Source organism: Planococcus shenhongbingii (genome assembly GCF_030413635.1).
Taxonomy (GTDB): Bacteria; Bacillota; Bacilli; order Bacillales_A; family Planococcaceae; genus Planococcus; species Planococcus shenhongbingii.
In genome coordinates this window covers 738,263-762,275 of the sequence record NZ_CP129235.1, presented here as the reverse complement: position 1 = coordinate 762,275, position 24,013 = coordinate 738,263, and the positions used below count along the sequence as shown (strand labels likewise).

Below are 24,013 nucleotides of genomic sequence, written 5' to 3'. Positions count from 1 at the left end.
GCGTCCAAGTGGAGCTTAATCAGACTGCTTTTCCGAACTCTCCATTGGCCCTTCGAACACTTGACACAATTCAATCTCACCTTCGCCATATCCAATCGGGTCCGGCATCCGCATAGCCCATTCGATGGCCTCTTTCCTCGATTTCACATCAATCAAAATGAAACCGGAAATTAATTCTTTTGGGTTTGCAAAAGGCCCTTCTGTAACCACAGGCTTTTCACCAGGCTTCACATATGAAAGGCGAATTCCGTTCGAACTGGGATGAAGCCCTTCTGCCATAACCCGAACGCCCGCTTCCTTTAACTCCTCGTTATACCTGGACATGGCTTCTATCAACTCCGTGCTTGGGCGCTTGCCGCCTTCCGAACTGGGTGAAGCTTTAACTATCAACATAAACAGCATGGAAATTCCTCCTTTTTAAGGCTGCAGCCTTTGACCTTCAACTCTTACTATAATTTTGCTCATCCTTAATAAAATTCAAGACACCCGGTTCCAATCCCTTTTTTAAATAAATTATCTATTACAGGTCCGCGCTTCTTTCTCGTTCTCTTCAAGTTTTCCTACTAAAAAAGCCAAAATAAGGTTATATTTATTAATTGGAGTGAAAAAAATCCATCACGAAACTTCAGAGAAGGGGAAAATAGAATGAACCCAACTGCAACAAAAAGCAAAACGAGTAAAGCTAAAATGCTTTTAAGAGCGCTTCCTATCATCATCGGAGCCTTTATCACCGCATACGGCCTTGAAGCCGTGCTGATCCCGAACAATGTATCGGATGGTGGAATCACGGGCATCAGCATCGTCGGTTCCCAATTATCCGACTTGCCGCTTGGCTTGCTGATTGCTGTCCTGAACATCCCGTTCGTCTATTTAGGCTATAAACAAATCGGCAGAAGCTTTGCCATCTACTCCGTCATTGGCATCGCTTCCCTCGCCTATGCAACGACGGTCATGCACCATGTTCCGACCATCGTTGAAAACGATACCTTGCTGGTCACCGTCATCGGCGGAATCATCATCGGCATTGGCATGGGTCTTGCTCTTCGAAACGGCGGTGCGCTCGACGGCATTGACATGCTGGCCGTGCTGCTGTCACGCAAATTGCCATTCGGAACGAGTGATATGATCCTATTCCTTAATGTATTCGTTTTTATCATCGTTTCCTTCGTCTTCGGCCTGAAAGGCGCTTTCCTTTCCGGAATCGCTTATTTCATCGCATCCAAAGTGATTAACTTGGTCGAAGAAGGATTCAGCGGCTCCAAAACGTATAAAATCATTTCGCGTGAACCCGAGCTGCTCGTCCAGACCATCTACGACCGCCTCGGCCGCAATGCTACTTACAGCATCGTCAAAGGCGCCTACACGAATGAGGAACACAAAGAAATTACTTGCATCATCAACCGGCTCGAAGACAGCAAGATGAAAGAAATCATCTACGAAATAGACAGCAACGCATTCATCGTCGTTTACGACGCAGCTGAAGTCAGAGGCGGAAGTTTTAAAAAGCGCGATATTCACTGATCTGTTAGTGATTGATGCCATTTTTAGAGATAAGTTGCATCAATTCAAGCTTTATTTTGCATTAAATTTTAAAAAACCAGTCACCTTTAATAAGAGGTCACTGGTTTTTTGAATTCTTTAACTCAAATATAAAACTTCCGATTATAGTTTTTTTATGCATACCGTACCTTTGACGAAATCTTACTAAAATACTTCCTCTTCTATTGGTGTTAATTGCTCCCTGTATCAAAGAATAGACCTGTAATTTCAAAGCAGGAAAAACAGGCTGAACGCCGTATTAAGATTAGATAGCCTTAAGGGCTCAGTAACATTTTGTTATTTCGTAATCAGGAAAGGGGAAGACATTCATGACGCAGAATTTTTCTGATGTGCAAGATGTCCTTGAAACGTACAGAACCGCAATTCAAGAAAAAGACGTTGAGAAATTATTGTCCTTGTATGCTTCTGAAATCCACCTCTATGATTGTTGGGAAAGCTGGGAAAGCAAAGGGATCTCTTCATGGAAAGCGAATATATCCGAATGGTTCAATGGCCTGAGTGAAGGGGAAGTTCTCCTTAAAGTCGCTTTTAACGATATCGTAATTGAAGAAACTTCAACCTTGGCTTTTGTACATTGCACGGTGACTTATACAGGATATCAAAAGGAATCAGGTGTGCAGCTTCAGCAGACAACCAACCGGTTCACCTTTGGACTGAAAAAAGTAGAGGACTCATGGGCGATTGTCCATGAACATTCCTCATTGCCGATAGATTTTGAAACGGGGAAAGGCATTTTTGATTTAAAGTAACATAGTGAACAAGAACAAAGGGCTTGCCTCTGCAATCTCTTTAGTCTTTCATATCGAAGGAATCGATTGGGCGGATCTCAATTTCCCACCCAAGTTGTTCTCCTCGACTGACCTGCACAGTCGGGTGTAGAGAAGCCACTTGGATTGCTTCTTCAATGTTCTGGGCTTCTAGTATGAACGCACTTCCAATGAGTTTATCCAGCTGGGTTAAATGGCCATCACCAACTTGTATCTTCCCGCCAACCCGCTGCAAGCTCTTCACTTCTTGTGCAACGCCAGCATCTACCAGCACATGACCACTTTTGTATAATTCCTCAAGATGAGGCTGGCATTCTAGCATGATGGCATCAATTTCTTCCTTTGGCAATGCCTCCATCTTCTCCTTGTTGAAGTAACCCAAGCACAAGTATTTCATCTAAAAGCCTCCTTTTGAGATACGTACTTTTCCTTTTTTTATAAATTTTAGCGAAGGGACTAAAATCAAAATTCGTAAAACCAATTTCCAAAAAAGTTTTCTTAACATCACTCAAAAACTACATTTCCTTTTTCAGATAACTTTCAAGCTCGTCTTTTTGGCGCAAGTGATGATGGGAATGCATCCCCACTAAGTCAAACCATTCTTTTGCATTCAGCCAGCCGAATCCCCCGTGTTCAACTTTACAATTCGGATTGATTAAAGTCACTTCCGCTTCCCAATGCTCCAGCCTACTAATTACCTCTTCCATTCTTTTCGCCAATTTTTCTCTGCCATCTGAATTATTGGGCGGAGCATTCATTTCATCTGGAAGTCTGATTTTAATAGGCGAAAATCCACCATCTTTAAATAATTTCTTACCAGCCATAGTTTTACCTAAAGATTGCTCTTCATTTGATGCAGCACATATTTCTACATTATCGAGATACTCATGCGCTACTACAATGATATGGTCATACATTTGCCCAATGGACCAAACTCCTTCTCCAGGAATATGCCGTAGCTGTTCTGGCGAGTATTTGCTAAGCTCATTTTTGAAAATGAAAAGTACTTCTTTTCTACTCATTTTCTCCCCTCCATCAGCAACTCATAAAGTTTGAATGTTCAGAATTTTATTCATCGATAAGTGTACCATAATTAATCAGGGGACTTCTTTAGGTGTTATTCACCACCATAAAACCGTTCGTAAAAGTACACGTTTACGAACAAAAGGAAGGAAAGAAGCTTATTCCATCACTTCTTTCCTTCCGATAAGCCGTCATATGTAAACTAAGAACTTTATTATAGTTCCTTATGATTCTTCTATACTCAGCATTTTGAATGCCACTTATACTTCTGGATAAAATACCATAGGATTATCATCCTGAATCAATAACATACAAACTAAAAGAAAACAAGGACGTTTGTCATTTGTTTCTTTTTCCTCAAACGAGCCAACTTCTACTCTTCCCTTATAACTGGAAATCCCGTATAATAAACCTACTTGGAAAACAGTAGCGTTTCCAGCTTGGAATTAGACCGAACGAAAAAAAAGAAACACTTTGACTAAGAAATCTATAGGAACTACAATAGAATCTGATTTATGGTAATCTGTTGCAGACAGTAGTGCTGCCAACAAAGCCGGAAAGCATCCTTTTGGATGTTTTTCGGCTTTTTTTCGTCCTTAAGCTTAGTTGAAGAGAAGGAGTGCACACGAATGACTTACTTTGTTGACCACTTGAAAAAACGGATTCATCGCCGGCAATTTGCAGGGGATGCCTGTGGATTTTTGTCTACCCCCATCGGCAAAAGAGAATTTACAGATTCTCACACATATATCCTTCAGTTAGAAGAAAAGGATGCTTATAGTGAATGCCTCAACTGCCAATCCTTTCAGGTTTTAGCAGAACAGGTTTAAGGCAAAATCGACCTTAGTTGAAATAAAAGCCCTTAAAAATAGAACCGCCCCTCCATTGTTGAAGTTGTTTCACAATAGAGAGGCGGTTTTCATTTACATGTAAACTTAATTGAGGACTTGCCCTCCTGGCTTCGCTTCCTCCGGCCCTTTTGGTTCCAAGAGAAACACGATATAGCCCACATCCGCATCGAAGTTCCAGTCAAAGAAGGTTTCACTGACTCGCCGGTTTAATACCGCTTCTACCCGGACCTCGCCAAGCATCCGATGCTCCAGCGGGCGTTTGCACAATTTCAGCTCTTCCTCATAGCCATTTTTGATCAATTCCTTTTCAATCTGGACCAAAATCTCAGAACGGCGGACCAGTAGGACCCGGTCGCTTAGCCAATACGACTCCACACGGCCAGGCACTTTTTCTGCCTTTCGGCTTGCCTCTTCCATCTCTTTCGTGAACGCCTGTTCCACCGCATCATCGGTCCATTTCCCGTCTTCCTGCTCATCTTTCATGACCCCAATGACCAGGCCCGTCTCTTTGATCAGGTCCCAATCGGCGTAGAGCTCTTTTACCTCAAGCGCTGCCACTTCCTTCAGCCCTTGGATGATTTCCTGCTTCAAGTCCACCATCATCAGATCCCTTATTTCCAATACGCGTTTCAATTCATTCTGCTTCACCAAAAGGCGTTCCGTCGGTGCCAGGAGCCCGCGGAAATGAATGGTGACAAACGAACGATTGATGGTGACATAGACCGAGGTCGGGCCTTTTCCGAAGTGCTTGCGAAATACACCGGAGATATAGCCCCCGACTTCCGCTTGGACCGTTTTCTCTTTCGGCATCCAATCACCCCCTTTTTCCTTGAGTAAACGCTTGTTGTGATGGGTTTCATTATACAGGAAGCAGGGTTTCCTGCATGGCCTAATTCGGTTTCGCTTCCAAGATGAAGACCATATAGGCTTTATCTGCTACGAAATTCCAGTCGACAAACAAGTCGTTGATTTCCTGTTTTAATACCGGTTCCAGCTTAAAGAATTCCATCACGCGGTGTTCGAGCGGCCGTTTGGCCACCCTCAATTCTTCGATTACTCCGTTTTTGATCAATTCTTTTTCAATATCCACCATGATGCCTCTCCGTTCCACCACGACCGTGATGTCATTCAGCCAATAGCTCTCGATCGTTTCGGGTGCTTTTTGCGTGATTTTACTAATTTTGATGACGATTTCATGCAGGGCTTCTTTATTCACGCCTTCCGGATAGATGAAAGACACCGGGTCTGTTTCCGCATCCAGCACCACAATCAGCAGACCGCTTTCCTTTTCAAAGTTCCAGTCTGCATAGATTTCCTTCACGTCATATCCCGTGATGGCGGCTAGCTCTTGGAACAATTCCATTTTGACGCTGTTCAGCAAAAGATCTCTTGTCTGGCCCACCCGTTTGGCTTCCATTCGTTTTAAAAGCAATTTCTCACTCGGAAGTGAAAAACCGATCAGATGGATCGCGATAAAAGGGTTTCGGATGGCTGCATTCACGGAACTGGGACTTTCGCCGAATTGGCTCTCGAAAAAAGAAGAGATAAAGCCTTCAATTTCCGTTTGGACCGTTTTATCGTTTGTCATAGCTCAAGCTCCTTTTTGGCGAAATTATTTTTTATTTAGACGGTCACGAAGGACAAGGGATAGGAGACCTGCAAGTAGCTGCATGCCTCCCGTTCAGAATCAGCTTCCCTGTGGCTCTCGCCATCAGCGGAAGTTATGGCTGATCTATGTATATAAGTTGGTTACCCCTGCAGTTCCTACATAAACATGGCATCTTTTGTAGCCGCGGCAAATAGCCCCATTCTTTTGGCTCTATTTTCAGCTATTCCGTCTTTACGCTTACAAGGAAAAACCCGGTTATTAGGGATTCGTCTTCTTTCGTGGCATACTGTATATCTAGCAATAAATGGATTCTTTCAGACTTTTATTAGTCACTTTCCAAAGTCGGAAAGGAGATTCTCCATATGAATTTTAATAACGTCAAGGTTTTTCTTGAAACGATGGTTGAATACCATACGATGGATATTGAGCAGGCATTCACGACAGAGGACGGCCACCGCTTATCCATTCGGTGTTTACCGGGCACGACAACTTTTGAAATTTCCAATTCACAGTCGCAAGAAGTTTTTCAAAATGATTCGATTGATGAAACAGCCCAGTACATTGTGGCGTTTATCGCTTCCCACGATTTATCGATCAACTCCTGATGGCTCAGGAGTTTTTTCTCGGATTAAATGCCCAAGAATCGGGTAAAAACCCTATAGCTCGACCTGTAATTCCCTTATGTCACAGAAGAAAAGAGTGCGGTCGTTATGAAGTTGGAACACATCAAGAGTCTCTTGCAGCTTTCGTGCACCTTCAATTTTTCTTCCATCCGTCATTCCTTCTCGATTGGCGTGGAGGATACGCTAACGGTGAAGTGCCTAAAAGATACGTATATACTCGAAGTGATATCCACTGAAAATCAGCACGTCGAGTATTATACGTCGATTGATGAAGCGGCTGAAGCCCTGTACAAAAGAATTCACGCCCATCAAACAGACTGACTTCTTTTGAAGTGGAGGTTTTACCTGTTGGTTTTGAGTGAACAAAATTTTCCGTGTCCGTAAAAGTACCTTAATATAGATTAGAGAGGAAGAGCAGTGCTAAATCAGCATCGCTCTTCCTCTTTTGTATTTTGCTGATCGAGTCCCTGCTACTGCTGGTATGTAAACTTGCTTTCTTTCGAAATGCCTTTTTCAATGTCTTACGGAATAACAATTTGTATTACATAAGATAGATATTTGCCGAAAACAGAGAAGTTAATTGAAGAGGTAAAGGTTATTTTACTATTTTTCAATGCCCCATCGCTTTAGTGCGAGTAATCTTGTAACAACAACTACTATTGAAAAGATTACTGCTTCTGATCAAACTACTGTTCTACTGCTTCCCTTATCTCTTTTACCACTCCTCTTTCTAGTTCCTCGTAATTCCTGTTCTAACAAAAGAAAAGTCCGTCTTGCACATCAAAAGTCATAAAAAACGATACATTATTTTTAAAAAATAAAAAATAAAAGGGTTAAAAGTTAAATGAGGGGGTACTTTACTTAAGGCACGAACAAAAATGACAGAGGAGGAAATCAGATGAACCATGTAAAAGCCCTTATTATGAAATTCCTAATGATTGCCGTCGTACTTTTAGTCATCCTAACCGGGATTTACGACGTGGAGTTCGAGAAAACGCTTTTGATTAGCCTCGTTCTGACGCTCATCGCTTATGTACTTGGCGATCTGATGATCTTTAGAAAAACCGGCGACGGAGCATCGAATAAACAGACAGGCAACAACCACGCTGCTGGCCACGATCGCCATGAAGACCATAAGAAACGGAACATGATGGCCACGATTGCCGATATCGTCTTGTCGTTCCTGGTCATTTGGCTATTGGGCGATGCGCTGATTGAGAACGCTGAAGACATTGTACAAGCAGCCCTGATCTCTGCTTTGGTGATTGGCGCTGGGGAATGGTTCTTCCATAAATACCTGGATAAGAACGTCTTTCCTGAAAAAGACGGCCGTGCTGTCTCAAAAAATACGCATCGTTAATAATCCAACCAGTGAACTGTTCCCTCTTAAGTTTTTCTTACTCGAGAGGGGCAGTTTTTTCTTTTTTTCATCTTCTTGCCCGCTAATTTGACGATTGGAAGTTTAACCCAAGGAGGAAAAAGGGAAAGACACAAGAATAACCATAATAAAAGAAAGAGGGTTGATACTATGCCAAAAATTGCAGTAGAACATCCGTTTACAGACATCCAACTCGCATTAGAAAAAAGAGGCTATCAGGCAGACATGTTTGACCAGAAAGAAAAAGCATCCCAATACGATGTCCTGGTCGTCCGCAACTCGGAAAGCTACGACCATCTTTCCTTCCAAGGATCCCTCGTGGAAGTAAGCGGCCGCACGGTCAACGAGATTGTGGACGAAGTGGAAGAGCGTTTGCAGCGCGCCGGGAAAATCCCAGGCGAGCCGGATGCAGCGAAAAGTAAAGCCGGCAGTGGATTTTTTGCGGGTCTTTTAAGCGGAGCGGCGATCGGATCAGCCGTAGCCCTTCTTCTGGCACCGAAAAGCGGCAAAGAACTCCAAGTCACCGTGAAAGAAAAATTGGCAAGCCGCAATTCCGAAAGCGACGGAAGCGGAAAATTGAGCCAAGTGAAAGAAAAAGCAGCCGACTTGGCCAACCAGGCAAAAGAAAAAGCGACCGAAGCTACTACGCAAGTGAAAGAGAAAGTTTCCGGCTCGTCTAAAGAGGAGCAAAAAACGGAAACGGTAAAAGAAACGGATTCAGCTTCATCCGAAGACAAAAAGAACTAGCCAACAAGCGAAATCCTGTATAAGGATTTCGCTTTTTCATGGTGTCTTCTATCTTTACTTCCACTGGTGAATTTCAATTCCGCCTTCTTTTTCTTGGACTTGTTCAACTGTAAAGGTTTCTTTTTTCTTGTGGTTTGTATGGGTTTCCCGTTTAGATATAGCTAAAGCAGAGGGGCTTTTGAAGGTCTTCCAATAATTCATGGTATGAAAACCCAGGGCTTTGTTATAGTTCCTTATGATTCTTCTATATTTAGCATTTTGAATGTCACTTATTCTCCCAATAAAACATCAAGTGATTATCAACTAAAATCAATAAAATACCAATTAAAAAACTAGGACGTTTGCCATTTTATTTCTTCTTCCTCAAACAAGCCAACTTCTCCTCTTCCCTTAAAACTGGGAATCTGGTATAATAAACCTACTTGGAAAACAGTAGTGTTTCCATCTTGGAAGTAGACCCTACGAAAAAAAGAAGCACTTCAACTAAGACACCTATAAGAACTACAATAGAATCTGATTCATGGTAATCTGTTGCAGACAGTAGCGCTGCCAACAAAGCCGGAAAGCATCCTTAGGGATGTTTTTCGGCTTTTTTTCGTTTTTATCTTAGTTGAAGAGAAGGACAGTTCGCGGGGCATTCCTATGGATTTTTGTCTCTACCCATCGGCAAAAGGGAATTTTCGGTTGCTCCTACGCATATCCTTCAGTTAGAAGGAAAGGCTCCTTATCGTGAATGCCCCAACTGCCCATCCTTCCAGGCTTTTCATCGTCACTTTCCAAAGTTAGAAAGGAGATTCCCCCTATGAAAGTTGACCACGTCAAGGTTTTTCTGAAAACGATGGTTGAATTCAATACGTCGAAAATCAGTCAGGGCTTCACAACGGAAGACGGCCACAGCTTATCCATTCGCTGCCTGCCCGGCACAACGACGTTTGAACTGACCAATTCACAGACCCAAGAAGTTGTTCAAAACGATTCGATTGACGAAACAGCCCAGTACATTGTGGCGTTTCTAGCTTCCCACGATTTATCTCTTAACTCCTGATTGCTCAGGAGTTTTATTGGATTAAATGCCTGAGAATCGGGTAAAAACCCTATAGCTCAATCTGAAATACCCTTACGTCACAGAAGGAAAGAGCGCGATCGCTATGAAATTGGAACACATCAAGAGTCTATTGCAGCTTTCGTGCACTTTCAATTTTTCTTCCATCAGTCATTCCTTCACAATTGGGGTGGAGGATACGCTAACGGTGAAGTGCTTGAAAGGTACGTCCATACTCGAAGTGACATCCAGTAAAAATCAGCAGGTCGAATATTATACATCGATTGATGAAGCGGCAGAAGCTCTGTACAAAAGAATTCATGCCAATTAAACGAACTGACTTCTTTAGAACAGGAGGCAGTTCGTTTTTTTTTATATTCGTTCACTTCTTTCACGGATTATAATTAATTTAAAGCATTTGTAAAAGTACACTTAAACGAATAAAAGAAGGAAAGAAGCGATATCTTTCACTTCTTTCCTTCCGATAACCTCATGATATGTAAACTGATTTTTGGTTGTTACCTCTTTAGACAAAGAAATGTCAGCTTTCAAACAACTCTTTTTTCTCTTCTTTTGATAATCCACTAAAAAACTTTTTGTGTACCCGCAGTTCTTTTTCCTTCTTCGGAAAGATTCGTTCAAACCAGGTAACAGCCATTGGCGTATGTTCCGGTTGAGAATTCACTTTATCAAGAAACCATTCATATTCCTGTAACAATTCCTCAGTTAACAGAGAAGGATCCTTCTTTCTACTTCTATAATCGAGTTCAGCCAGTTCCTTTGCAGTGATTGGGACTTCTATTTTTTTTTACTACACCAAATTCAGAAGGCATTCGCTGCGCATCTAATGATACGAAAAAGTGGATGTAGTTCGGTAAACGGAAAAGCCCTTTTTTTGTATCCTTTTTATTGGCTATGTACAACCAGCTCCCTTTTGAAGCAAAGCAGTTAAATTCCTCGTCTTGAATAGCAATTAACATCTTTTCATATGTCTTCATAGTAAACCCGCCTTTCTTCTCGTTTGATAGAAGTCTGTTAACCATATTCTCTATTCCTAACTTTAACATTTTAATAAACTGGAAGATAACTTTGCTTTTAATAAATATCGGTACTTCAATAGCGTTCGTAAAAGTACAGGTTTACGAGCACTTTGAAAAGGGCTGAAAAGGATTAAAAACAGCGTTCATAAACGTATCAAAACACTTTACGAAAGTTCGCGGAATTGCATACACTTTTACGAACGGTTTACAGGAATACATAAAGAAAACTCTGCTTTAGGGGTACTTATGAAAGATCATAAATTTAGCTTCAAACGTATTAGCAGCAAAGATCAAAATGAAGGACGACAATTGGATGTCATGAGAAGGATTCAAACCGGTGCGTAAGATACTTGTCTCAACAAGCAAAGTGGAAAGAATTTTGAACGAGCGAATTATCAGTTGCTTAAAGGGATTATCCAAAAAGAAGACATTTTACATATTCACTCGCTGGATCCGGCTTGGCCGGAACATAGAAAAAATTTCAAAAACCTCCTTTGCCATAAGCGGAAAAGGAGGTTTTGAACATGTTTCTAATATCTGATTAAAAATTAAAGCTTATCATTTACTTTATTATAATCCTACTGCACTTGCAGCATTTGTAGCATCAGCATTGCTAAAGCCTTCAAATACTAATTGCTCGATCAAACCAGACCTTGAAAATGAAGAGTAGTCGAGATAGTTCTGAGCCATTTTCACTGCCTGTTCACTCCAATCAACCGAGATATTTTCAACTGCGTAAGTCGCGTCGGCATTGCTAAACCCTTCAAATACTAATTGTTCAATCAATCCGCTCTTGGAAAAAGCAGTGTACTCGAGATAATTTTCAGCCATTCCTACCGCTTGGTTCTGGGAGTTCGTTACCGCGTCTCTCGCAGCTTGTTCTTTTGCCTCAGCATCAGCTTTCGCCTTTTCCTCTGCCTCTTCTTTTTCTTTGGCTTTTGCTTCAGCTTCGGCTTTCGCTTTTGCCTCAGCCTCCACTTTTTCTTTAGCAGCAGCTTCTTCTGCAGCTTTTTCAGCTTTTTCTTCCTCTTCTTTTTTCTTCAATTCGGCTTCTTTCGCTTTTCTTTCTTTTTCTTCTAACAAGAAAAACGGTTCGGCTTCTTTCACCTTAGCTTCCAGTTCTTTAATTTTTGAAAGTGATTCCTCATTGGTTGATTCAAGGTCTTTAATTTTTAAACTTAATTCCTCATTTTCTGATTCGAGCTTTTCTTGTGTTTTCAGATTTTCAGTTGAAGAAGCATCTATGTCAGACTGAGAAGGCCCAAAGCTGCCGCCAATAATTAAAGCAATCACTGCCACTAGTATGTATTTCCATTTACTTTTTATAAATGCTCTTATTTTATCCACTTCTAAATTCCTTCTTTCCAATTCTTTTATATTCATCATAGTATACCTTTTTCTAAATAAGTAAACTTATTTAGAAAAAGCGTGACAAATTACATGTAAATAGTACATTTCAAGATTCACCATTAAAACATTAAAATAGTGTGCACTAGAAAACAGTTGCCTTTCCATTAAAATGAATGATAAAACAAACAAAGCTCCCTAACCTTTTGGCTAGAGAGCTTTCCTGATTCGTATTGGGCCTTAAACGTTTACGCCTTCTTCGATTTCCACCATTTTGTACTGGACGATCTTTTCCCAAAGAGGACCCGGAATATCAAGTTTGCCAATCCGCTCTTTCGGTACGTTCTCATAGATTTCGTCTTCTTTTCCTTGTTTCACTTTTTTCGTCCATTCCGGATCTGCCAGCACTTGGCGTCCCATCACGACGATGTCCGCGCCTTCTTCAAGTGCAGCAATTGCGTCTTGCGGTTTCGTGATACTGCCGACGACCACGAATGCCACGCGGCCAGTGATTTGCTCAGAAAGGATCTCAACGATGCTGCCTTCTATTGCTTCATTATGCGGGCGTTTTTTGAAATCCATGAGCGATACGTGAAGGTAATGAATGCCGCCTTCGATCAACTTGTCGGTCAGGATTTTGGTTTCTTCAATCGTATAACCGATTCCCATTTCACTGTATTCTTCCGGCGACACACGGTAGCCGATAATAAATTCTTCGCTTGCGTAATCAACTGCCACGCGCTTTACTTCCGCTAGAACGGCAAGCGGGAATTTCAAGCGGTTTTCGAAGCTGCCGCCCCATTCGTCTTCCCGGCGATTCGTCATTTCCGATACAAATTGCTGGATCAGGTACGTATTGGCACCGTGGATTTCGACTCCGTCAAAACCGGCTTCGATAGCACGGCGCGTCGTTTCGCCGAAATCACGGATGATGTTTGTGATTTCTTCCGCTGTCAGTTCACGCGGTGCCGGCTTATGAGCAGATCCTCCGACCGCACTCGGTGCAACCGTTTCATTTGCAGCGATCAAATCCGGCTGCCCTTGGCGTCCGCCGTGCTGCATCTGCAGGATTGCCTTGTTGCCATTCGCTTTCATCTCAGTCGCCAGACGCGTCAAACGCGGCATGACATCTTCGTTGAATGCCACGAATTGTCCCGGGAACGCGAGGCCGTTTTCAGAAACCGCGATGCACGCGGAGATGAATAAGCTGCCGATATTTGAGCGGCGGCGGTAATAGACAAGTTCTTCATCTGATACGGTGCCGTCCGGATTCCCTGAATATGTAGTCATCGGCGCAACGCCTAAGCGGTCTTTCAGCATGACGCCATTCGGCAAGGTGATTTCTTCGAATAAAGCTTTATATTGTGGTTTCATATAAATAAATTCCTCTTTTCTTTTGGACTCATTAAACAAAATTAGCACACGCCCCGCCTAACTACAAGATTCCAGCTTACAGGCCATCATCTTTGCCAGAAGCAGAAAGAACACGCCTGGCCAAATGCCAGACGTGTTCTTTAACTTAAAATGATGCACCAGCTATTGAAGCAGCTGCTCAACTCTTCCGGTATTTATCTTCAATCACCCGGTGGTTTTCATGTTGGATTTTATCCCATTCCGTCTTTTTGTACATCCGGCTTTTCAGTCTGCCATTAATTCGGTCAGGATCATATTCTTTGAAGTACTGGCTGTCTGCCCAGGTCTTCGTTTCTTTGTGCTCGGGATGCTGCGGGTCGCGGTAAATTTGCAGGAACTCATAAAATCCGGGAATACCGCCCACATCTTCCGGAGGTACCGTCTCCGCTCCGTCCAGCAGCGTCGGAAACCCGAAATAATAATCATCGACAATCGATTCGGTAGTTGCCGTTCAACTGCCGAGTTTCTACTTCATTATATATACCCAGAGACGCCTCCCCCTTTTTATCAAAGCACAGTTTTTTAATTATTTCATTACTACTTTTCTGTCTCGCTGCAAAAAATAGAGAGAAATCAACGTCACCCAAATCCAAAATATCGTTAACGTGATACGCTGAAATAACCCTCCGTACTCAACAAAACCTGTTACTTGGCCAAAACCCATACTTGTTACAATAAAAAAACAAATAAAAGCAAGTGCTGAAAATTTGGTGTAATTTGCCCAAGCACTCTCTTTCTTTTGCACGAATATTTTATAGAACTTGAAAGCCGCAATTGGATACCCAATGAAGAGAAACGCAGAAAACATATCATGTAATATTCCGGAAATGCTTCTATCTGATCGAGCTGTATGTAATCCTGATGGATAACCGCTCAAAGGGTCGCATACGAACAGCCCTGCTCCGATCAACCCTATTGCACATAATGCGAGAAGACGCGGACCGCCAACTGAAACTCCTTGAGATCTTAAAATTCGGATAAGAGCTAGTGAAAACCCTAAAAGCAGGATGCCAACAATAAGGAAGGTAGCGGCCTGTATCCAGCCGTTGCTGCCGATAGACAATGAGCTGACAGGATGCCGCAGCGGATTATATCCTTCACGGGAAGCGCCATCTATTAACCAAGAAAGTGTAAATAAGGGGCCTGCCATCAGGCCTGCTGTCAAAAGCTTTTTTGTACTAATATAAAACATCCTCATCGTCACCTTCTATATTAGTTTATTTAAGATAGATTATACCGTTCATCGTAACATGCTCTATGCCAAATATTATTCAAACTTCCCGCTCTACTCAAAAAAAGGTGTACTCATTTTCGAAGAGTGCACCTTTTGTATTTTCTCCTAATGTGATACGTTCCCTCTCTTCAACTTTTATTACGTACAATCGTATGGCCGGGTCTGCGGCGTTTTGAATTGGATGATGGGAAAGCGCTTTGGGTCATTCCATGAAAACAGACAATTCCCAAACAATTTATCAGTATGACTAAAACAAATAGCCGCTCGGAAGAATATTGAGTTCCTCGGAGCGGCTATTTATCTGATATAAATTTTAGTGTATGGCCAAACCATTAAAATTTTTCTTTCCCGGGAACGCGATTTTTTTGTCGTTCATTTATTCAGCTTCCAAATTGAGCTGTTCAAGCCCATTGCAAACATTACCCAAGCGAGATAAGGGATCATGAGATTGCCGGCGGTTTGATCGTATTGGTAAAATTCATATGTCGTCCACGTTATCGTGGCGAGTAGCAAAACCATTTCCGCAAGCGCGGTGCCGCGCAGCCCCCATTTGAAGAAAAGGAACGACCACAGGAAGTTCAGGCCCAATTGCAGATTGTAAGGGACCAGCACTTTCCCCGCTTCGTTTTTCAATGCGGCTTTTTGAGCCGCACGGTATTTTGCCATCCCCATGGAAGTGTATAAAGCGGTCCATGCCAAAGGAAAAATCCAAGGCGGCGGAGAAAAGGAAGGCTTTTTCAATTCCGCGTACTCTTCTTGGGTATTGCGGTTTGCGAACGCGCCGGCTAATGAGCCGCCGACAACCGGCACCATGATGCTCACGGCCAGTTTTCCAGGACTGATCTTGCCCTCCACTTTTAAGAACTCCATGCAATTTCCTCCTCTGAATTTAATTGTCTGTCAAGAGCTCCCTTAACCCGCATGTCTCAGGAAAAGGGCCCTTCCATTTTTGATAAATCTCCACACAGCAGCAATAACAAAGATCCCAATCCCGGCTAAAAGAACTCCTTGAATGGCCGAAGACATAGCCGGATCGAGCCGTCCGCTCGTATACGAACTGTAGATCCCAAAGAAAGCCCAAGCTAAAGGAATCGGAAAGGCGGCATTTTTAAACCGCGACAAGTAAAAGAAGACAAAGGCGATCGCAATCCCCAATACGATGATGGTCCAGACGGAATCGGAAATCCCGAATCCGTTCCACTCCAATTGCACTAAAAACAAAGAAATATTGACGATGGTTGCAATGAACACCCACGAACCATAAAAGGTGAAACTGAGGCCTACAAGCGTAGAAGGAAATTCAAAGCGATTTTTGTAAATCCTTTCCACGATGATGAGCAATGAGAACAACATGCCAAATATCAAAATGGTGGATATGCCCAGCCGTTCATAAGAGAACGCGACGATCCATCCCATATTGCATAGAGAGCTCACGATGAATAATGGAGAAATCAATAAAATCAGCCGGCTGACGTTGTTATCTTTTCTTTTTATAAATAAGTAGATCAGCGTAATCAGCAGCAAACTGTAAATGACGCCCCAAATCGAAAAAGTAAAAGGTGCCGGAGATATGAGCGTCGTGTATTTGTCTGAGATATCCTTTTGGGTATTTCCGTTAAAAAATCCTGAAGAGCCGAGATAATTGACGCCGAGCGTTGAAAAATAAACGACCAGATTTAAAACGGTGAATATTTTCGTTTTTTTCAGCGTGTTTTCATCCATAGTAACCGATCCTCTCGATAGCTGTTTTTCTTTCATCCAAAGAATTCCCTTTACAAAATCGGCACCAGGCTATGCAAACATGGAATTAGCCCGCTAGCACTTCACAATGGTCCGTCCCAGATGCTCTCCGTTTTTGATGGCATCAATCGTGCCGGGCACTTCTTCAAGCGAAATCTCGTCTACCAAAGTCGTTCCCGCAATGTTCCAGTCATTCGCCATTTTTGCCCAAATCGCAGGCCGTTTCTCGATAGGCACATTGACGGAATCGATGCCGAGCAAGTTGACTCCTCGTAAGATAAACGGCAAAACGGTTGCTTTTAACTCAACACCGGCTGCCATTCCGCAGGTGGTCATGCTGCCGCCGTAGGAAAGCTGCGGGATCAAAACAGAGGTAACGTCCCCTCCGACGGTATCCAGTACATAATCGAATTTTTCTTTGTTCAACGGCTTTTTCAACTCGCCCAAGTCGTCCGAGAAAATGACAGTATGCGCGCCGAGTGATTTCGCCACGTCCACTTGATGATCTTTCCGGACCAACGCTGTAATATTTTGATAGCCGATTTTAGCGAGCATCTGCACCGCAATGCTGCCGACTCCGCCGTTTGACCCGGTCACTAAGATTTTAGGATCTTTTTTCGGGTCCATGCCGTTTTGTTCCAATGCCAGGATGGACAATGCCGCCGTGAAGCCGGCTGTTCCGAAAACCATCGCGTCCCGCTGGCTTAAACTTTCCGGCAACGCTACCACCCAATCCGCAGGCACCCGGGCATATTCGGCGAAGCCGCCTGTGTGGCTCATGCCCAATTCGAAACCGGTGACGATGACTTCCTGCCCTTCCTGAAAACGGGAATCTGCCGACTGAACAACCGTGCCGCTCAAATCGATCCCGGGAATCATCGGATAGTTCCGGATCACGCCTCCTTTTTTCTGTACCGCCAACATATCTTTGTAATTGATCGAAGAATACGCCACTTTGATGAAGACCTCACCGTCTGACAGCTGGTCCTCGCTTATTTGTTCCACTCCGTAAATCACTTCGTCTTCCTGTTCTTTGACGACAATCGCTTTAAATGAATCCATAGATATACCCCTCCTCCCCTATCTCTTCCCGAATTGGCTTTTTGGTAAAACTGTTATCCTGTAAATTCCAGCCAAGGTACATGAAAAAACACACCCGCCAATATGCTGCAGCGGGTGTGCCATGGGTTGGACTATAAATTTTTGTGCAGGTTCAGAATTGTTTAAACCTGTTTCTTTCCTTGAAGTACGATTGATGGCATGAGGTGCCGCCAATGCTTATGTTAAAACTCTTCATAGGTAGCTGGATCTTGGCTATTCAGTCTGCCGTCCGGCCGGGATAACTCGGCTATTTCAGCCATTTCGGCTTCACTTAAGGCAAAATCAAAAATCTCCAGGTTTTCCCGCTGCCGCTGAGGAGAAGTGGATCTCGGAATCGAAACAGAGCCGATCTGGTAATGCCAGCGCAGTACAATTTGAGCAATTGACTTATTGTGGTTCCCGGCGATTTTACGGATTGTTTCATTCGACAGAATATCAGCAGCCCTGGCAAGCGGGCTCCATGACTGGGTTTGGATATTGTGTTTCTCATGCGCTTGCCGCTGTTCTTCCTGAATGAAGAACGGATGCAATTCAACCTGGTTGAGACTCGGCGTTACCCCGGTTTCCCCAATGATGCGCTCCAGGTGCTCAGGCAGGAAGTTGCTCACGCCAATCGATCGGACGAGCCCCCATTTCTTCGCATCAATCAATGCTTGCCACGCTTCCACATATTGGTTTTGATTTGGAAGCGGCCAGTGAATCACATACAGATCTAAATAATCCAGCTTCGAACGGTACAGCGATTCCTGAATGGCAACCAATGCTTTGTCGTAAGTATGATAGCGGCCTGGCAGCTTGGAAGTAATCCATAATTCCTCGCGGGATATGCCGCTGCGCTTGATCCCTTCCCCGACTGCTCCTTCGTTCTCATAATTGTAGGCCGTATCGATCAGCCGGTAACCGGCATTGATCCCGCTGCTGACTGCGTTCGCCCCTGCATTGCCCCAAAGGCCATATGTACCGAGTCCGGTAACCGGCAGCATGGTGCCGTCGTTCAACGTCACTTCTGGTATTGCTTTTTCCATTCACGTTCACTCCTCTCGTCTCTGCTATAAGATTACGCTTACCCGGTCTCAAACTCAAACTATTCCGTCTTTTGTGCCCAACTGCTAATTTCTGTCCATGTGATAAAGAGATTGTATTTTCCGGATCAGAAGAGTGTAAACCGCTACAAATACTCCTCTTCAGGGCCCATAAAGCAAAAAAAGGAATCCGCTCCATTGGTAAATAGAACGGATTCCTAATGTGAAATCATTGTATAGCTTAAATAATAATTGACGCATGAGAGCGATTTAGTTCGCCAAGGCGATCTTGATATGCTCCAGATGATGCTCTTCGTGCCAGCAAAGTTTCGCCAGTTTCGTGGCGACGCTGATCTCGCCGTTTGTTTCATGGGTGAAGACGCGGCTCAATTGCTCGTCCGTCACATGCTGCCCAAGTGCCACGATCCGTTCGTTCAAGCCTTCCAGTATCCGGATCGAACTTTCCACTGGCAGATCGTTATCCGGAAGTGCCGCCCATTTTTCCTGATCAAAAGCCGGAACCGTCGGATTGTCATCCGTCAAAGCCAGCCGCAGGCGCTGGTACATAGTAAGCTGCGAATCCGCAATGTGGTGCACCAGCTGACGCACGGTCCAGCTGCCTTCCCGGTACTTCTTGCCGAGTTGCTCCTCGTTCAAGCCATCGACCGCTTCCCGCAGCCGCGTCGTGTAACTGCCGATTTTCCCGAGCCATTCCTGGATATGCTCAGCTTTCACGTTTTCAGGAACTTCTAATTCTCCAATAGGAAATTTCACATCCATTTGTCCAACCTCTTTTCCTTATCCGTATTTGTAAACCATCGCATTCACGACCAATATACCAATGGGAATGGGTTTTGTAAACCGATTATCCCTTCATTTAACAGATAAAGTTACTAAATAATACAAATAATTCCAAACATAAATTTACCATCCCCTAGTATTTACCTTCCAAATTGTGTTATATTCATCTTTGGAAAATAGCAATATAGATCTAGAAAGAGAGAAAACAGGGGGAAATAATAAATGGATGTTTTATTTGTTTTATTGCTGCTGGTTGCCTTACTGGCTTTTGCTGCGAGCATCGTTATGTTGCTCGTCAGTGCTTTGTTCAAAAAAGGGCTGACTGTTAAACAAGCTGGTCTAGTGGCGGGTGTTTCATTTGCAGTGATAATTGGTTCTATTGTTGGCGTCGTATCTACAGCAGACGAAGTAGAAACTGCAGAAGGCATTGAAAGTGAACAGACGGCTGCAGAGGAAGATACAGCGGCCGAGGAAAAAGCCGAAGAACAGCGTCTTGCTCAGGAAGAAGCTGCAAAACAGGCGGAGGAAGATAAGAAAAAAGAAGAAGAAGCTCACCTCGCAGCTGAGAAAGAATCCGAAGAAAAAGCAGCGGCTGAGAAGCTTGCGAAAGAGAAAGAAGCGCGTCTGGCGGCTGAGAAAGAAGCGGAAGAAAAAGCGAAGGTTGAAGAGCTTGCGAAACAGAAAGAAGCGCAGGAACTGGCAGCTAAAGAAAAAGCCGCTGCGGAAGCAGCAGCCCAACTAAATAATGAACGGTTCGCTGGATATGACCTTATCGAAGTGGATGGCGGTGATGTGTCTGGATACCGCGAAGCCAACGTCGTCGTTGATATCGGGTATGGGGACCGTGAATACTGGGCCTTTACGAATGAATATGGGCAGCTGGTGCGTGTCATTGCAGACGAACTCGTTCTACAAGATGACAGCAGCGAACCGGTAACATCGTCTGGCAGATATTACTCGGATGAGGCGAAGGTTCCAGGCGTCGAAAGTGACCTTTTAGATGAAGGGCATGTCATTGCGGATTCTCTCGGAGGGGTATCGAATGCCTATAACATCACCCCGCAGGAAAGTACGCTCAACCGGCATGGTGATCAGGCTTATATGGAAAAAGTGATCCGCGATGCAGGCGGCGCAACGAATTTTGAAGCGATCATCACCTATCCAGATACGGAAACGCAGATCCCTTCAAGTTACCAGTATACCTATACAGTCATGGGCAACGAAGTCATTGATACCTTTGACAACGTGAACCCGGATGAAGTAAACGCATCACTCGGTTTAACAGGCAGTGAGCCTGCTGATTCAAGCAGTCCAACCCCAGAGAGTGCCCCTGCAGAGTCAGCCCCTGCAAACACAGGCGGAGATGTTTCCAGTGTCGATACAAACGGCAATGGACAAGTGACGATTAAAGAAGCAGAAGCAGCAGGTTTCAGTATGCCCATCATGAGCGATCATTGGTTATACCCCCATATGCGGGATAATGATAATGACGGCATGGTCGGCGAGTAAGCAGCTGGAACTTTCGAGTGAAATAAGTGAGCGGAAGAATAGTTTATGAGGTGCACGGTTTTTAACCATATGCGAGAGTTGGTATAGATAGAAGCAGAAACGGTGATGCTTAGGCATTGCCGTTTTTATTTGTATAACAGTTTTAATAATCCTGATGTATAGTACCAATCAGCAATTACTTAGGAGGCGTTTCTTCAAAAAAACTCCCGCACCAAATTCCTGTGCGGGAGTCTGCTTTAATTTATTTCACCAACAAGCCGCGTGCTTCTCTGAACTCGGTGATGTTTGGGTCGATGATGCGGCCGTTTTCAATGACGACTGCTTCTTTGACCATGTCGGACCAATTGCCTTCCGTCAAGTCATCAAGCATGCTCCAGAAACCTTCGCTCAACACTTTTGTGACGGTATGCGGGAACATGGCCGGCGTGTTGTCGACTGTGTAATGGATGATGCCGTCAACCGTGTACACCGGATTGTCGATCGTCGACGGGCGTGACGTTTCGATTTCCAGTTCCGGGTCGCAGCTGACATCGATGATCGTGGCGCCTTTTTTCAAACGTTTCAAATCTTCTTTGTAGATGATGCGGTCTGTGCGTTTTGTGTCCCACATAACGCAGTTTACGAGAACATCGTATTCCGTCATTTTCTCGCGGAACAGCGATTCGAGCCTGCGCCCGAACACATCAACTTCTGCGCCAAGTCCGTGGAGGATGCGCATTGCGCCTTTGGCAGTATGCCCGTTTCCAAGGATCGCCACTTTCGTTTCATACGGCATTTTGCCGACATGCTGGTACGCTTGAAGAATAGCCGCTTCGCCCGCTACTTCGCGGTTGCGGTAGAAGATATAACGGCCACCTTCGAACATTTCTTCCCATGCGATGACCGTGTGGTTCCCTGCAAGGACAGCGTCAGTGAAACGGATGTCCTGGACCGCATGGGCCCAGCCGATCAATAGTTTGCCTTCAGTGATTTGGTCGAAATAATCGGCGTCGCCAAGTTTCACGTCAACAATCGCTTCACATTCCAATGCGCGTTCGCGCGAGACGATATGGACGCCATGCGCCTTATATTCTTCGTCCGCTATGCCTAATGCTTCTCCGTATCCCTGTTCAAAATACAGGCGCTCGGGAAACTTGATGCCCGACATATCCTTCGGCAAAATTGCCCGGCGTTTTTCGTTGTTCTTATGGCTGATGACAAATCCCAATGTATAAATAATAAACCCTCCGCTTCAACTTAATTCGTACAGACGGCAAACACAGCGACTTAAGCACTGCGTGAAACACGGCTCTCTTCAAATCATACCATGACCGATGAAAATCGTTTGGATTTTATTGTTATTTATTGAAATCACAGACTTTCAGTGTTCGTAATCTTTCATTTGAATGAGGACGATATCTCCATTGTAGGGGGTTAATCCCTGTGTGCCGCTCCATTATGAATACTTGCCGATCACCCTATAAATCCAGTATGATTGCATATCTTAAATTTGTGTCATGCGCAGGAGCGCAATTTTAATAATACTGGCATCAATTCTTTACTTCAAAATCTGCTTTTCTTTCGCTTCCTTCAGCCACATGGGAAATTCATTCAACAGCTGATCATATAATTCTTCGTCCGATACTTGACTGATGTCGTCAAGATGGAAGAAGTTCGCGTTGTCGACGACGCGCCCGCCCATTGTATCGAGTTTTCGCAAGACATCAAAATTCGAATCGCCAATCCCGACAAACTGCCAGAAAATCGGCTGGTCTGATGATTCCACGATGAATTTCTTGATGCCCGGTTTGCATCCGCCATCATTGATGAAGACAAGGAACACCGGCTCATCGCTCGGGTCTTGCTTCGTATACTTGCGGATTACATCTTCCATCACTTTCGGTTCGTCGTTGCGGCCGAATTTGTGGACGCCAGTATTCGACAGGATGTTTTTTTCCACATAGCCCATGAATGTCGCTTCGGTCGCTGCCGGCAGCCGTGAGAATTCGTTGTCGTAAACCCAGACATCCAGCTCGCCGTCATCATCGAACTGGCTTGCGACAGCCAGCACCCGCTCCACCACATCCTGTACGACACCTTCGTTGTACAATTTTCTCATCGAACCTGAAATATCAAGCACAACACCGACTCTGGCAGAAACCCCAGTCAATTTCTTCTTTTCCAACACAATCGTTGCCGCTTTTTTCTTCAATGAGATGCCACTGATCTTTTCTTCTTTTTCCGGCTTTTTAAAAAGTCCTATTTTATCGAATAAACCCAAGACGTACGCCTCCTGTATGATTCTTTTTATTAAGTATAACGTCTCGGCAACGCCAATGACAGAACTAACACATAAATGTAAACTATTAGAAATAAAAAAGAATGGATGCGTTCTAAGGTGCAGCCTTCTTTTTTTAACTGACCGTTTCGTTTCATCCTAGACTGGGTACATAGGAGGCAACTATAATTCCAGGAGGAATCAGCCGTGAAGAAGAAATGGATTCCGATGCTGCTGGCATTCGGGTTATTGGTTGCCTCTCCCTTCTCCTTACAGCCGGTGGAAGCCACAAGCCATACAGCTGAAGTTCAGGAAGACAAGCTGCCAGCCAACCTTGAAAATCTCATGAATATCGCCCCGGAGCATCAGTTTACGCTGCGTAAAGGCAGTAAGCGCATTGAAGTGGAACTCCTCCAATGGACATTAAATCACTATGGACTAAAAACGGCGGTTGATGGCGTTTTCGGGGCTGAGACCGACAAGAATGTCCGGCAATATCAGGCTGAAAAAGGCTTGACAGTCGACGGCATTGTCGGCGTGAATACATGGGTCGCCATATACGGGGAACATGAAAAACCTGCAGATCCAGAAGGAGAACTGCCAGCCGAACTGAGAAATCTAATGGACATAGCACCGGAGCATCAATTCATCCTGCGCGAAGGCAGTAAGCGCATTGAAGTGGAACTTCTCCAATGGACATTAAATTGGCATGGCCTAAAAACGGCGGTTGATGGAATCTTTGGACCCGAGACAAAAAGAAATGTCCGGCAATACCAGGCAGACAAAGGCTTGAAAGTTGATGGCATTGTCGGCGTGAATACGTGGGTCGCTATATACGGGGAGTATTAGAAGACGATTATTTCCATAGCATTTTTGTACTTAGGGAATATGACAAGCTTGAATGCCCTGTTGCATTTACTATCAATGAATGTTAAATATCCATAAAAAA

At 44.0% G+C, this 24,013-nt stretch carries 30 protein-coding genes and 1 pseudogene; 12 read left to right on the top strand and 19 right to left on the bottom strand.

The genetic code is table 11. The features are described 5' to 3' along the window. Nucleotides 1-15: 15 nt before the first annotated feature. A complete protein-coding gene (locus QWY16_RS03860) occupies nucleotides 16-402 on the bottom strand; it encodes a YciI family protein (protein ID WP_300991553.1) in 387 nt (128 codons plus the stop codon). Between the two features lie 243 nt (nucleotides 403-645). Between QWY16_RS03860 and QWY16_RS03855 the strand changes: the two genes are divergently transcribed. Both QWY16_RS03855 and QWY16_RS03850 read left to right on the top strand, forming a co-directional pair. Next, a complete protein-coding gene (locus QWY16_RS03855) occupies nucleotides 646-1,521 on the top strand; it encodes a YitT family protein (protein WP_300991551.1) in 876 nt (291 codons plus the stop codon). A gap of 347 nt (nucleotides 1,522-1,868) precedes the next feature. Continuing rightward, complete coding sequence (locus tag QWY16_RS03850; RefSeq protein ID WP_300991549.1) at nucleotides 1,869-2,309, top strand: YybH family protein; 441 nt, start codon at nucleotides 1,869-1,871, stop codon at nucleotides 2,307-2,309. A 40-nt stretch (nucleotides 2,310-2,349) separates the two neighbouring features. Here the strand turns inward: QWY16_RS03850 and QWY16_RS03845 are convergent, their stop codons facing one another. Together QWY16_RS03845 and QWY16_RS03840 are read right to left on the bottom strand one after the other, a co-directional pair. Further along, the gene (locus QWY16_RS03845) at nucleotides 2,350-2,724 is read right to left on the bottom strand and encodes a YciI family protein (protein WP_300991547.1); all 375 of its coding nucleotides are present in this window, start codon (nucleotides 2,722-2,724) and stop codon (nucleotides 2,350-2,352) included. Nucleotides 2,725-2,842: 118 nt separating this feature from the next. Next, nucleotides 2,843-3,349 (bottom strand): DinB family protein, encoded by a 507-nt coding sequence (locus tag QWY16_RS03840; protein ID WP_300991545.1) that lies wholly within the window; start codon nucleotides 3,347-3,349, stop codon nucleotides 2,843-2,845. A 630-nt stretch (nucleotides 3,350-3,979) separates the two neighbouring features. Here QWY16_RS03840 and QWY16_RS03835 point away from each other — a divergent pair. Beyond that, the gene (locus QWY16_RS03835) at nucleotides 3,980-4,180 is read left to right on the top strand and encodes a hypothetical protein (RefSeq protein WP_300991543.1); all 201 of its coding nucleotides are present in this window, start codon (nucleotides 3,980-3,982) and stop codon (nucleotides 4,178-4,180) included. A gap of 105 nt (nucleotides 4,181-4,285) precedes the next feature. Here the strand turns inward: QWY16_RS03835 and QWY16_RS03830 are convergent, their stop codons facing one another. Further along, nucleotides 4,286-5,011, bottom strand: coding sequence for a Na-translocating system protein MpsC family protein (locus QWY16_RS03830; RefSeq protein ID WP_300991541.1), 726 nt, complete (start codon nucleotides 5,009-5,011; stop codon nucleotides 4,286-4,288). A gap of 79 nt (nucleotides 5,012-5,090) precedes the next feature. Further along, nucleotides 5,091-5,789, bottom strand: coding sequence for a Na-translocating system protein MpsC family protein (locus QWY16_RS03825; protein ID WP_300991539.1), 699 nt, complete (start codon nucleotides 5,787-5,789; stop codon nucleotides 5,091-5,093). A gap of 383 nt (nucleotides 5,790-6,172) precedes the next feature. Here QWY16_RS03825 and QWY16_RS03820 point away from each other — a divergent pair, with 383 nt between their 5' ends. The 5 genes and pseudogenes from QWY16_RS03820 (at nucleotide 6,173) to QWY16_RS03805 (ending at nucleotide 8,558) form a co-directional block, all read left to right on the top strand. After that, entirely contained in the window at nucleotides 6,173-6,415 is a 243-nt protein-coding gene (locus QWY16_RS03820) for a hypothetical protein (RefSeq protein WP_300991536.1), read from the top strand. A 207-nt stretch (nucleotides 6,416-6,622) separates the two neighbouring features. After that, complete coding sequence (locus QWY16_RS03815) at nucleotides 6,623-6,754, top strand: hypothetical protein (protein WP_300991534.1); 132 nt, start codon at nucleotides 6,623-6,625, stop codon at nucleotides 6,752-6,754. A gap of 110 nt (nucleotides 6,755-6,864) precedes the next feature. After that, nucleotides 6,865-6,987, top strand: a pseudogene (locus QWY16_RS19355) (hypothetical protein); the annotation flags it as partial. A 344-nt stretch (nucleotides 6,988-7,331) separates the two neighbouring features. Beyond that, nucleotides 7,332-7,793 carry a YndM family protein gene (locus tag QWY16_RS03810; protein ID WP_300991533.1) on the top strand — a complete coding sequence of 154 codons (462 nt, stop codon included), beginning with the start codon at nucleotides 7,332-7,334 and terminating at the stop codon, nucleotides 7,791-7,793. Between the two features lie 168 nt (nucleotides 7,794-7,961). Then, nucleotides 7,962-8,558 carry a YkuS family protein gene (locus QWY16_RS03805; protein WP_300991532.1) on the top strand — a complete coding sequence of 199 codons (597 nt, stop codon included), beginning with the start codon at nucleotides 7,962-7,964 and terminating at the stop codon, nucleotides 8,556-8,558. Between the two features lie 54 nt (nucleotides 8,559-8,612). On the opposite strand, the gene QWY16_RS03800 is transcribed toward QWY16_RS03805, so the two are convergent. Further along, nucleotides 8,613-8,759, bottom strand: coding sequence for a hypothetical protein (locus QWY16_RS03800; protein ID WP_300991531.1), 147 nt, complete (start codon nucleotides 8,757-8,759; stop codon nucleotides 8,613-8,615). Between the two features lie 601 nt (nucleotides 8,760-9,360). On the opposite strand from QWY16_RS03800, the gene QWY16_RS03795 reads away from it, so the two are divergent. Both QWY16_RS03795 and QWY16_RS03790 read left to right on the top strand, forming a co-directional pair. After that, nucleotides 9,361-9,603 (top strand): hypothetical protein, encoded by a 243-nt coding sequence (locus QWY16_RS03795; RefSeq protein WP_300991530.1) that lies wholly within the window; start codon nucleotides 9,361-9,363, stop codon nucleotides 9,601-9,603. 205 nt (nucleotides 9,604-9,808) lie between these two features. Then, nucleotides 9,809-9,931, top strand: a complete 123-nt coding sequence (locus QWY16_RS03790) for a hypothetical protein (protein WP_300991529.1) — start codon at nucleotides 9,809-9,811, stop codon at nucleotides 9,929-9,931. Between the two features lie 210 nt (nucleotides 9,932-10,141). On the opposite strand, the gene QWY16_RS19425 is transcribed toward QWY16_RS03790, so the two are convergent. The 11 genes from QWY16_RS19425 to QWY16_RS03740 form a co-directional block, all read right to left on the bottom strand. Then, on the bottom strand, nucleotides 10,142-10,375 hold the full coding sequence (locus tag QWY16_RS19425) for a hypothetical protein (protein WP_495885104.1): 234 nt from the start codon (nucleotides 10,373-10,375) through the stop codon (nucleotides 10,142-10,144). Beyond that, the gene (locus tag QWY16_RS03785; protein ID WP_300991528.1) at nucleotides 10,368-10,598 is read right to left on the bottom strand and encodes a hypothetical protein; all 231 of its coding nucleotides are present in this window, start codon (nucleotides 10,596-10,598) and stop codon (nucleotides 10,368-10,370) included. The genes QWY16_RS19425 and QWY16_RS03785 overlap by 8 nt, the downstream gene beginning before the upstream one ends. A 612-nt stretch (nucleotides 10,599-11,210) precedes the next feature. Next, a complete protein-coding gene (locus QWY16_RS03780; protein WP_300991527.1) occupies nucleotides 11,211-12,026 on the bottom strand; it encodes an Ltp family lipoprotein in 816 nt (271 codons plus the stop codon). 201 nt (nucleotides 12,027-12,227) lie between these two features. Then, complete coding sequence (locus tag QWY16_RS03775; RefSeq protein ID WP_300991526.1) at nucleotides 12,228-13,361, bottom strand: NADH-dependent flavin oxidoreductase; 1,134 nt, start codon at nucleotides 13,359-13,361, stop codon at nucleotides 12,228-12,230. 178 nt (nucleotides 13,362-13,539) lie between these two features. After that, nucleotides 13,540-13,800 carry an IS1096 element passenger TnpR family protein gene (locus QWY16_RS03770; RefSeq protein ID WP_367281338.1) on the bottom strand — a complete coding sequence of 87 codons (261 nt, stop codon included), beginning with the start codon at nucleotides 13,798-13,800 and terminating at the stop codon, nucleotides 13,540-13,542. A 126-nt stretch (nucleotides 13,801-13,926) separates the two neighbouring features. Then, the gene (locus tag QWY16_RS03765; protein WP_300991525.1) at nucleotides 13,927-14,592 is read right to left on the bottom strand and encodes a DUF998 domain-containing protein; all 666 of its coding nucleotides are present in this window, start codon (nucleotides 14,590-14,592) and stop codon (nucleotides 13,927-13,929) included. A gap of 414 nt (nucleotides 14,593-15,006) precedes the next feature. Continuing rightward, entirely contained in the window at nucleotides 15,007-15,504 is a 498-nt protein-coding gene (locus QWY16_RS03760) for a TspO/MBR family protein (RefSeq protein ID WP_300991524.1), read from the bottom strand. A 42-nt stretch (nucleotides 15,505-15,546) separates the two neighbouring features. Next, a complete protein-coding gene (locus tag QWY16_RS03755; RefSeq protein WP_300991523.1) occupies nucleotides 15,547-16,392 on the bottom strand; it encodes a TspO/MBR family protein in 846 nt (281 codons plus the stop codon). 57 nt (nucleotides 16,393-16,449) lie between these two features. After that, a complete protein-coding gene (locus tag QWY16_RS03750; RefSeq protein WP_300991522.1) occupies nucleotides 16,450-17,436 on the bottom strand; it encodes a YhdH/YhfP family quinone oxidoreductase in 987 nt (328 codons plus the stop codon). 221 nt (nucleotides 17,437-17,657) lie between these two features. Beyond that, nucleotides 17,658-18,500 (bottom strand): aldo/keto reductase, encoded by an 843-nt coding sequence (locus QWY16_RS03745; RefSeq protein WP_300991521.1) that lies wholly within the window; start codon nucleotides 18,498-18,500, stop codon nucleotides 17,658-17,660. A 267-nt stretch (nucleotides 18,501-18,767) separates the two neighbouring features. Continuing rightward, nucleotides 18,768-19,277: a YfiT family bacillithiol transferase gene (locus QWY16_RS03740; protein WP_300991520.1), complete on the bottom strand. Its 510-nt coding sequence runs from the start codon at nucleotides 19,275-19,277 to the stop codon at nucleotides 18,768-18,770. Nucleotides 19,278-19,922: 645 nt separating this feature from the next. On the opposite strand from QWY16_RS03740, the gene QWY16_RS03735 reads away from it, so the two are divergent. Further along, nucleotides 19,923-20,807: a DNA/RNA non-specific endonuclease gene (locus QWY16_RS03735; protein ID WP_300993264.1), complete on the top strand. Its 885-nt coding sequence runs from the start codon at nucleotides 19,923-19,925 to the stop codon at nucleotides 20,805-20,807. A 241-nt stretch (nucleotides 20,808-21,048) separates the two neighbouring features. Here QWY16_RS03735 and QWY16_RS03730 read toward each other — a convergent pair whose 3' ends face one another. Together QWY16_RS03730 and QWY16_RS03725 are read right to left on the bottom strand one after the other, a co-directional pair. Beyond that, nucleotides 21,049-22,014, bottom strand: coding sequence for a N(5)-(carboxyethyl)ornithine synthase (locus tag QWY16_RS03730; RefSeq protein ID WP_300991519.1), 966 nt, complete (start codon nucleotides 22,012-22,014; stop codon nucleotides 21,049-21,051). Nucleotides 22,015-22,344: 330 nt separating this feature from the next. Next, nucleotides 22,345-23,013 carry a vWA domain-containing protein gene (locus QWY16_RS03725; protein WP_300993262.1) on the bottom strand — a complete coding sequence of 223 codons (669 nt, stop codon included), beginning with the start codon at nucleotides 23,011-23,013 and terminating at the stop codon, nucleotides 22,345-22,347. A gap of 258 nt (nucleotides 23,014-23,271) precedes the next feature. Between QWY16_RS03725 and QWY16_RS03720 the strand changes: the two genes are divergently transcribed. Next, complete coding sequence (locus tag QWY16_RS03720; RefSeq protein WP_300991518.1) at nucleotides 23,272-23,913, top strand: peptidoglycan-binding domain-containing protein; 642 nt, start codon at nucleotides 23,272-23,274, stop codon at nucleotides 23,911-23,913. Nucleotides 23,914-24,013 lie beyond the last annotated feature (100 nt).

What these genes read in the sequence shown, in the direction of transcription:
- QWY16_RS03860 (WP_300991553.1), bottom strand. Translation starts at nt 402, where the DNA reads ATGCTGTTTATGTTGATAGTTAAAGCTTCACCCAGTTCGGAAGGCGGC.
- QWY16_RS03855 (WP_300991551.1), top strand. Translation starts at nt 646, where the DNA reads ATGAACCCAACTGCAACAAAAAGCAAAACGAGTAAAGCTAAAATGCTT.
- QWY16_RS03850 (WP_300991549.1), top strand. Translation starts at nt 1,869, where the DNA reads ATGACGCAGAATTTTTCTGATGTGCAAGATGTCCTTGAAACGTACAGA.
- QWY16_RS03845 (WP_300991547.1), bottom strand. Translation starts at nt 2,724, where the DNA reads ATGAAATACTTGTGCTTGGGTTACTTCAACAAGGAGAAGATGGAGGCA.
- QWY16_RS03840 (WP_300991545.1), bottom strand. Translation starts at nt 3,349, where the DNA reads ATGAGTAGAAAAGAAGTACTTTTCATTTTCAAAAATGAGCTTAGCAAA.
- QWY16_RS03835 (WP_300991543.1), top strand. Translation starts at nt 3,980, where the DNA reads ATGACTTACTTTGTTGACCACTTGAAAAAACGGATTCATCGCCGGCAA.
- QWY16_RS03830 (WP_300991541.1), bottom strand. Translation starts at nt 5,011, where the DNA reads ATGCCGAAAGAGAAAACGGTCCAAGCGGAAGTCGGGGGCTATATCTCC.
- QWY16_RS03825 (WP_300991539.1), bottom strand. Translation starts at nt 5,789, where the DNA reads ATGACAAACGATAAAACGGTCCAAACGGAAATTGAAGGCTTTATCTCT.
- QWY16_RS03820 (WP_300991536.1), top strand. Translation starts at nt 6,173, where the DNA reads ATGAATTTTAATAACGTCAAGGTTTTTCTTGAAACGATGGTTGAATAC.
- QWY16_RS03810 (WP_300991533.1), top strand. Translation starts at nt 7,332, where the DNA reads ATGAACCATGTAAAAGCCCTTATTATGAAATTCCTAATGATTGCCGTC.
- QWY16_RS03805 (WP_300991532.1), top strand. Translation starts at nt 7,962, where the DNA reads ATGCCAAAAATTGCAGTAGAACATCCGTTTACAGACATCCAACTCGCA.
- QWY16_RS03800 (WP_300991531.1), bottom strand. Translation starts at nt 8,759, where the DNA reads ATGAATTATTGGAAGACCTTCAAAAGCCCCTCTGCTTTAGCTATATCT.
- QWY16_RS03795 (WP_300991530.1), top strand. Translation starts at nt 9,361, where the DNA reads ATGAAAGTTGACCACGTCAAGGTTTTTCTGAAAACGATGGTTGAATTC.
- QWY16_RS03785 (WP_300991528.1), bottom strand. Translation starts at nt 10,598, where the DNA reads ATGAAGACATATGAAAAGATGTTAATTGCTATTCAAGACGAGGAATTT.
- QWY16_RS03780 (WP_300991527.1), bottom strand. Translation starts at nt 12,026, where the DNA reads ATGATGAATATAAAAGAATTGGAAAGAAGGAATTTAGAAGTGGATAAA.
- QWY16_RS03775 (WP_300991526.1), bottom strand. Translation starts at nt 13,361, where the DNA reads ATGAAACCACAATATAAAGCTTTATTCGAAGAAATCACCTTGCCGAAT.
- QWY16_RS03765 (WP_300991525.1), bottom strand. Translation starts at nt 14,592, where the DNA reads ATGTTTTATATTAGTACAAAAAAGCTTTTGACAGCAGGCCTGATGGCA.
- QWY16_RS03760 (WP_300991524.1), bottom strand. Translation starts at nt 15,504, where the DNA reads ATGGAGTTCTTAAAAGTGGAGGGCAAGATCAGTCCTGGAAAACTGGCC.
- QWY16_RS03755 (WP_300991523.1), bottom strand. Translation starts at nt 16,392, where the DNA reads ATGAAAGAAAAACAGCTATCGAGAGGATCGGTTACTATGGATGAAAAC.
- QWY16_RS03750 (WP_300991522.1), bottom strand. Translation starts at nt 17,436, where the DNA reads ATGGATTCATTTAAAGCGATTGTCGTCAAAGAACAGGAAGACGAAGTG.
- QWY16_RS03745 (WP_300991521.1), bottom strand. Translation starts at nt 18,500, where the DNA reads ATGGAAAAAGCAATACCAGAAGTGACGTTGAACGACGGCACCATGCTG.
- QWY16_RS03740 (WP_300991520.1), bottom strand. Translation starts at nt 19,277, where the DNA reads ATGGATGTGAAATTTCCTATTGGAGAATTAGAAGTTCCTGAAAACGTG.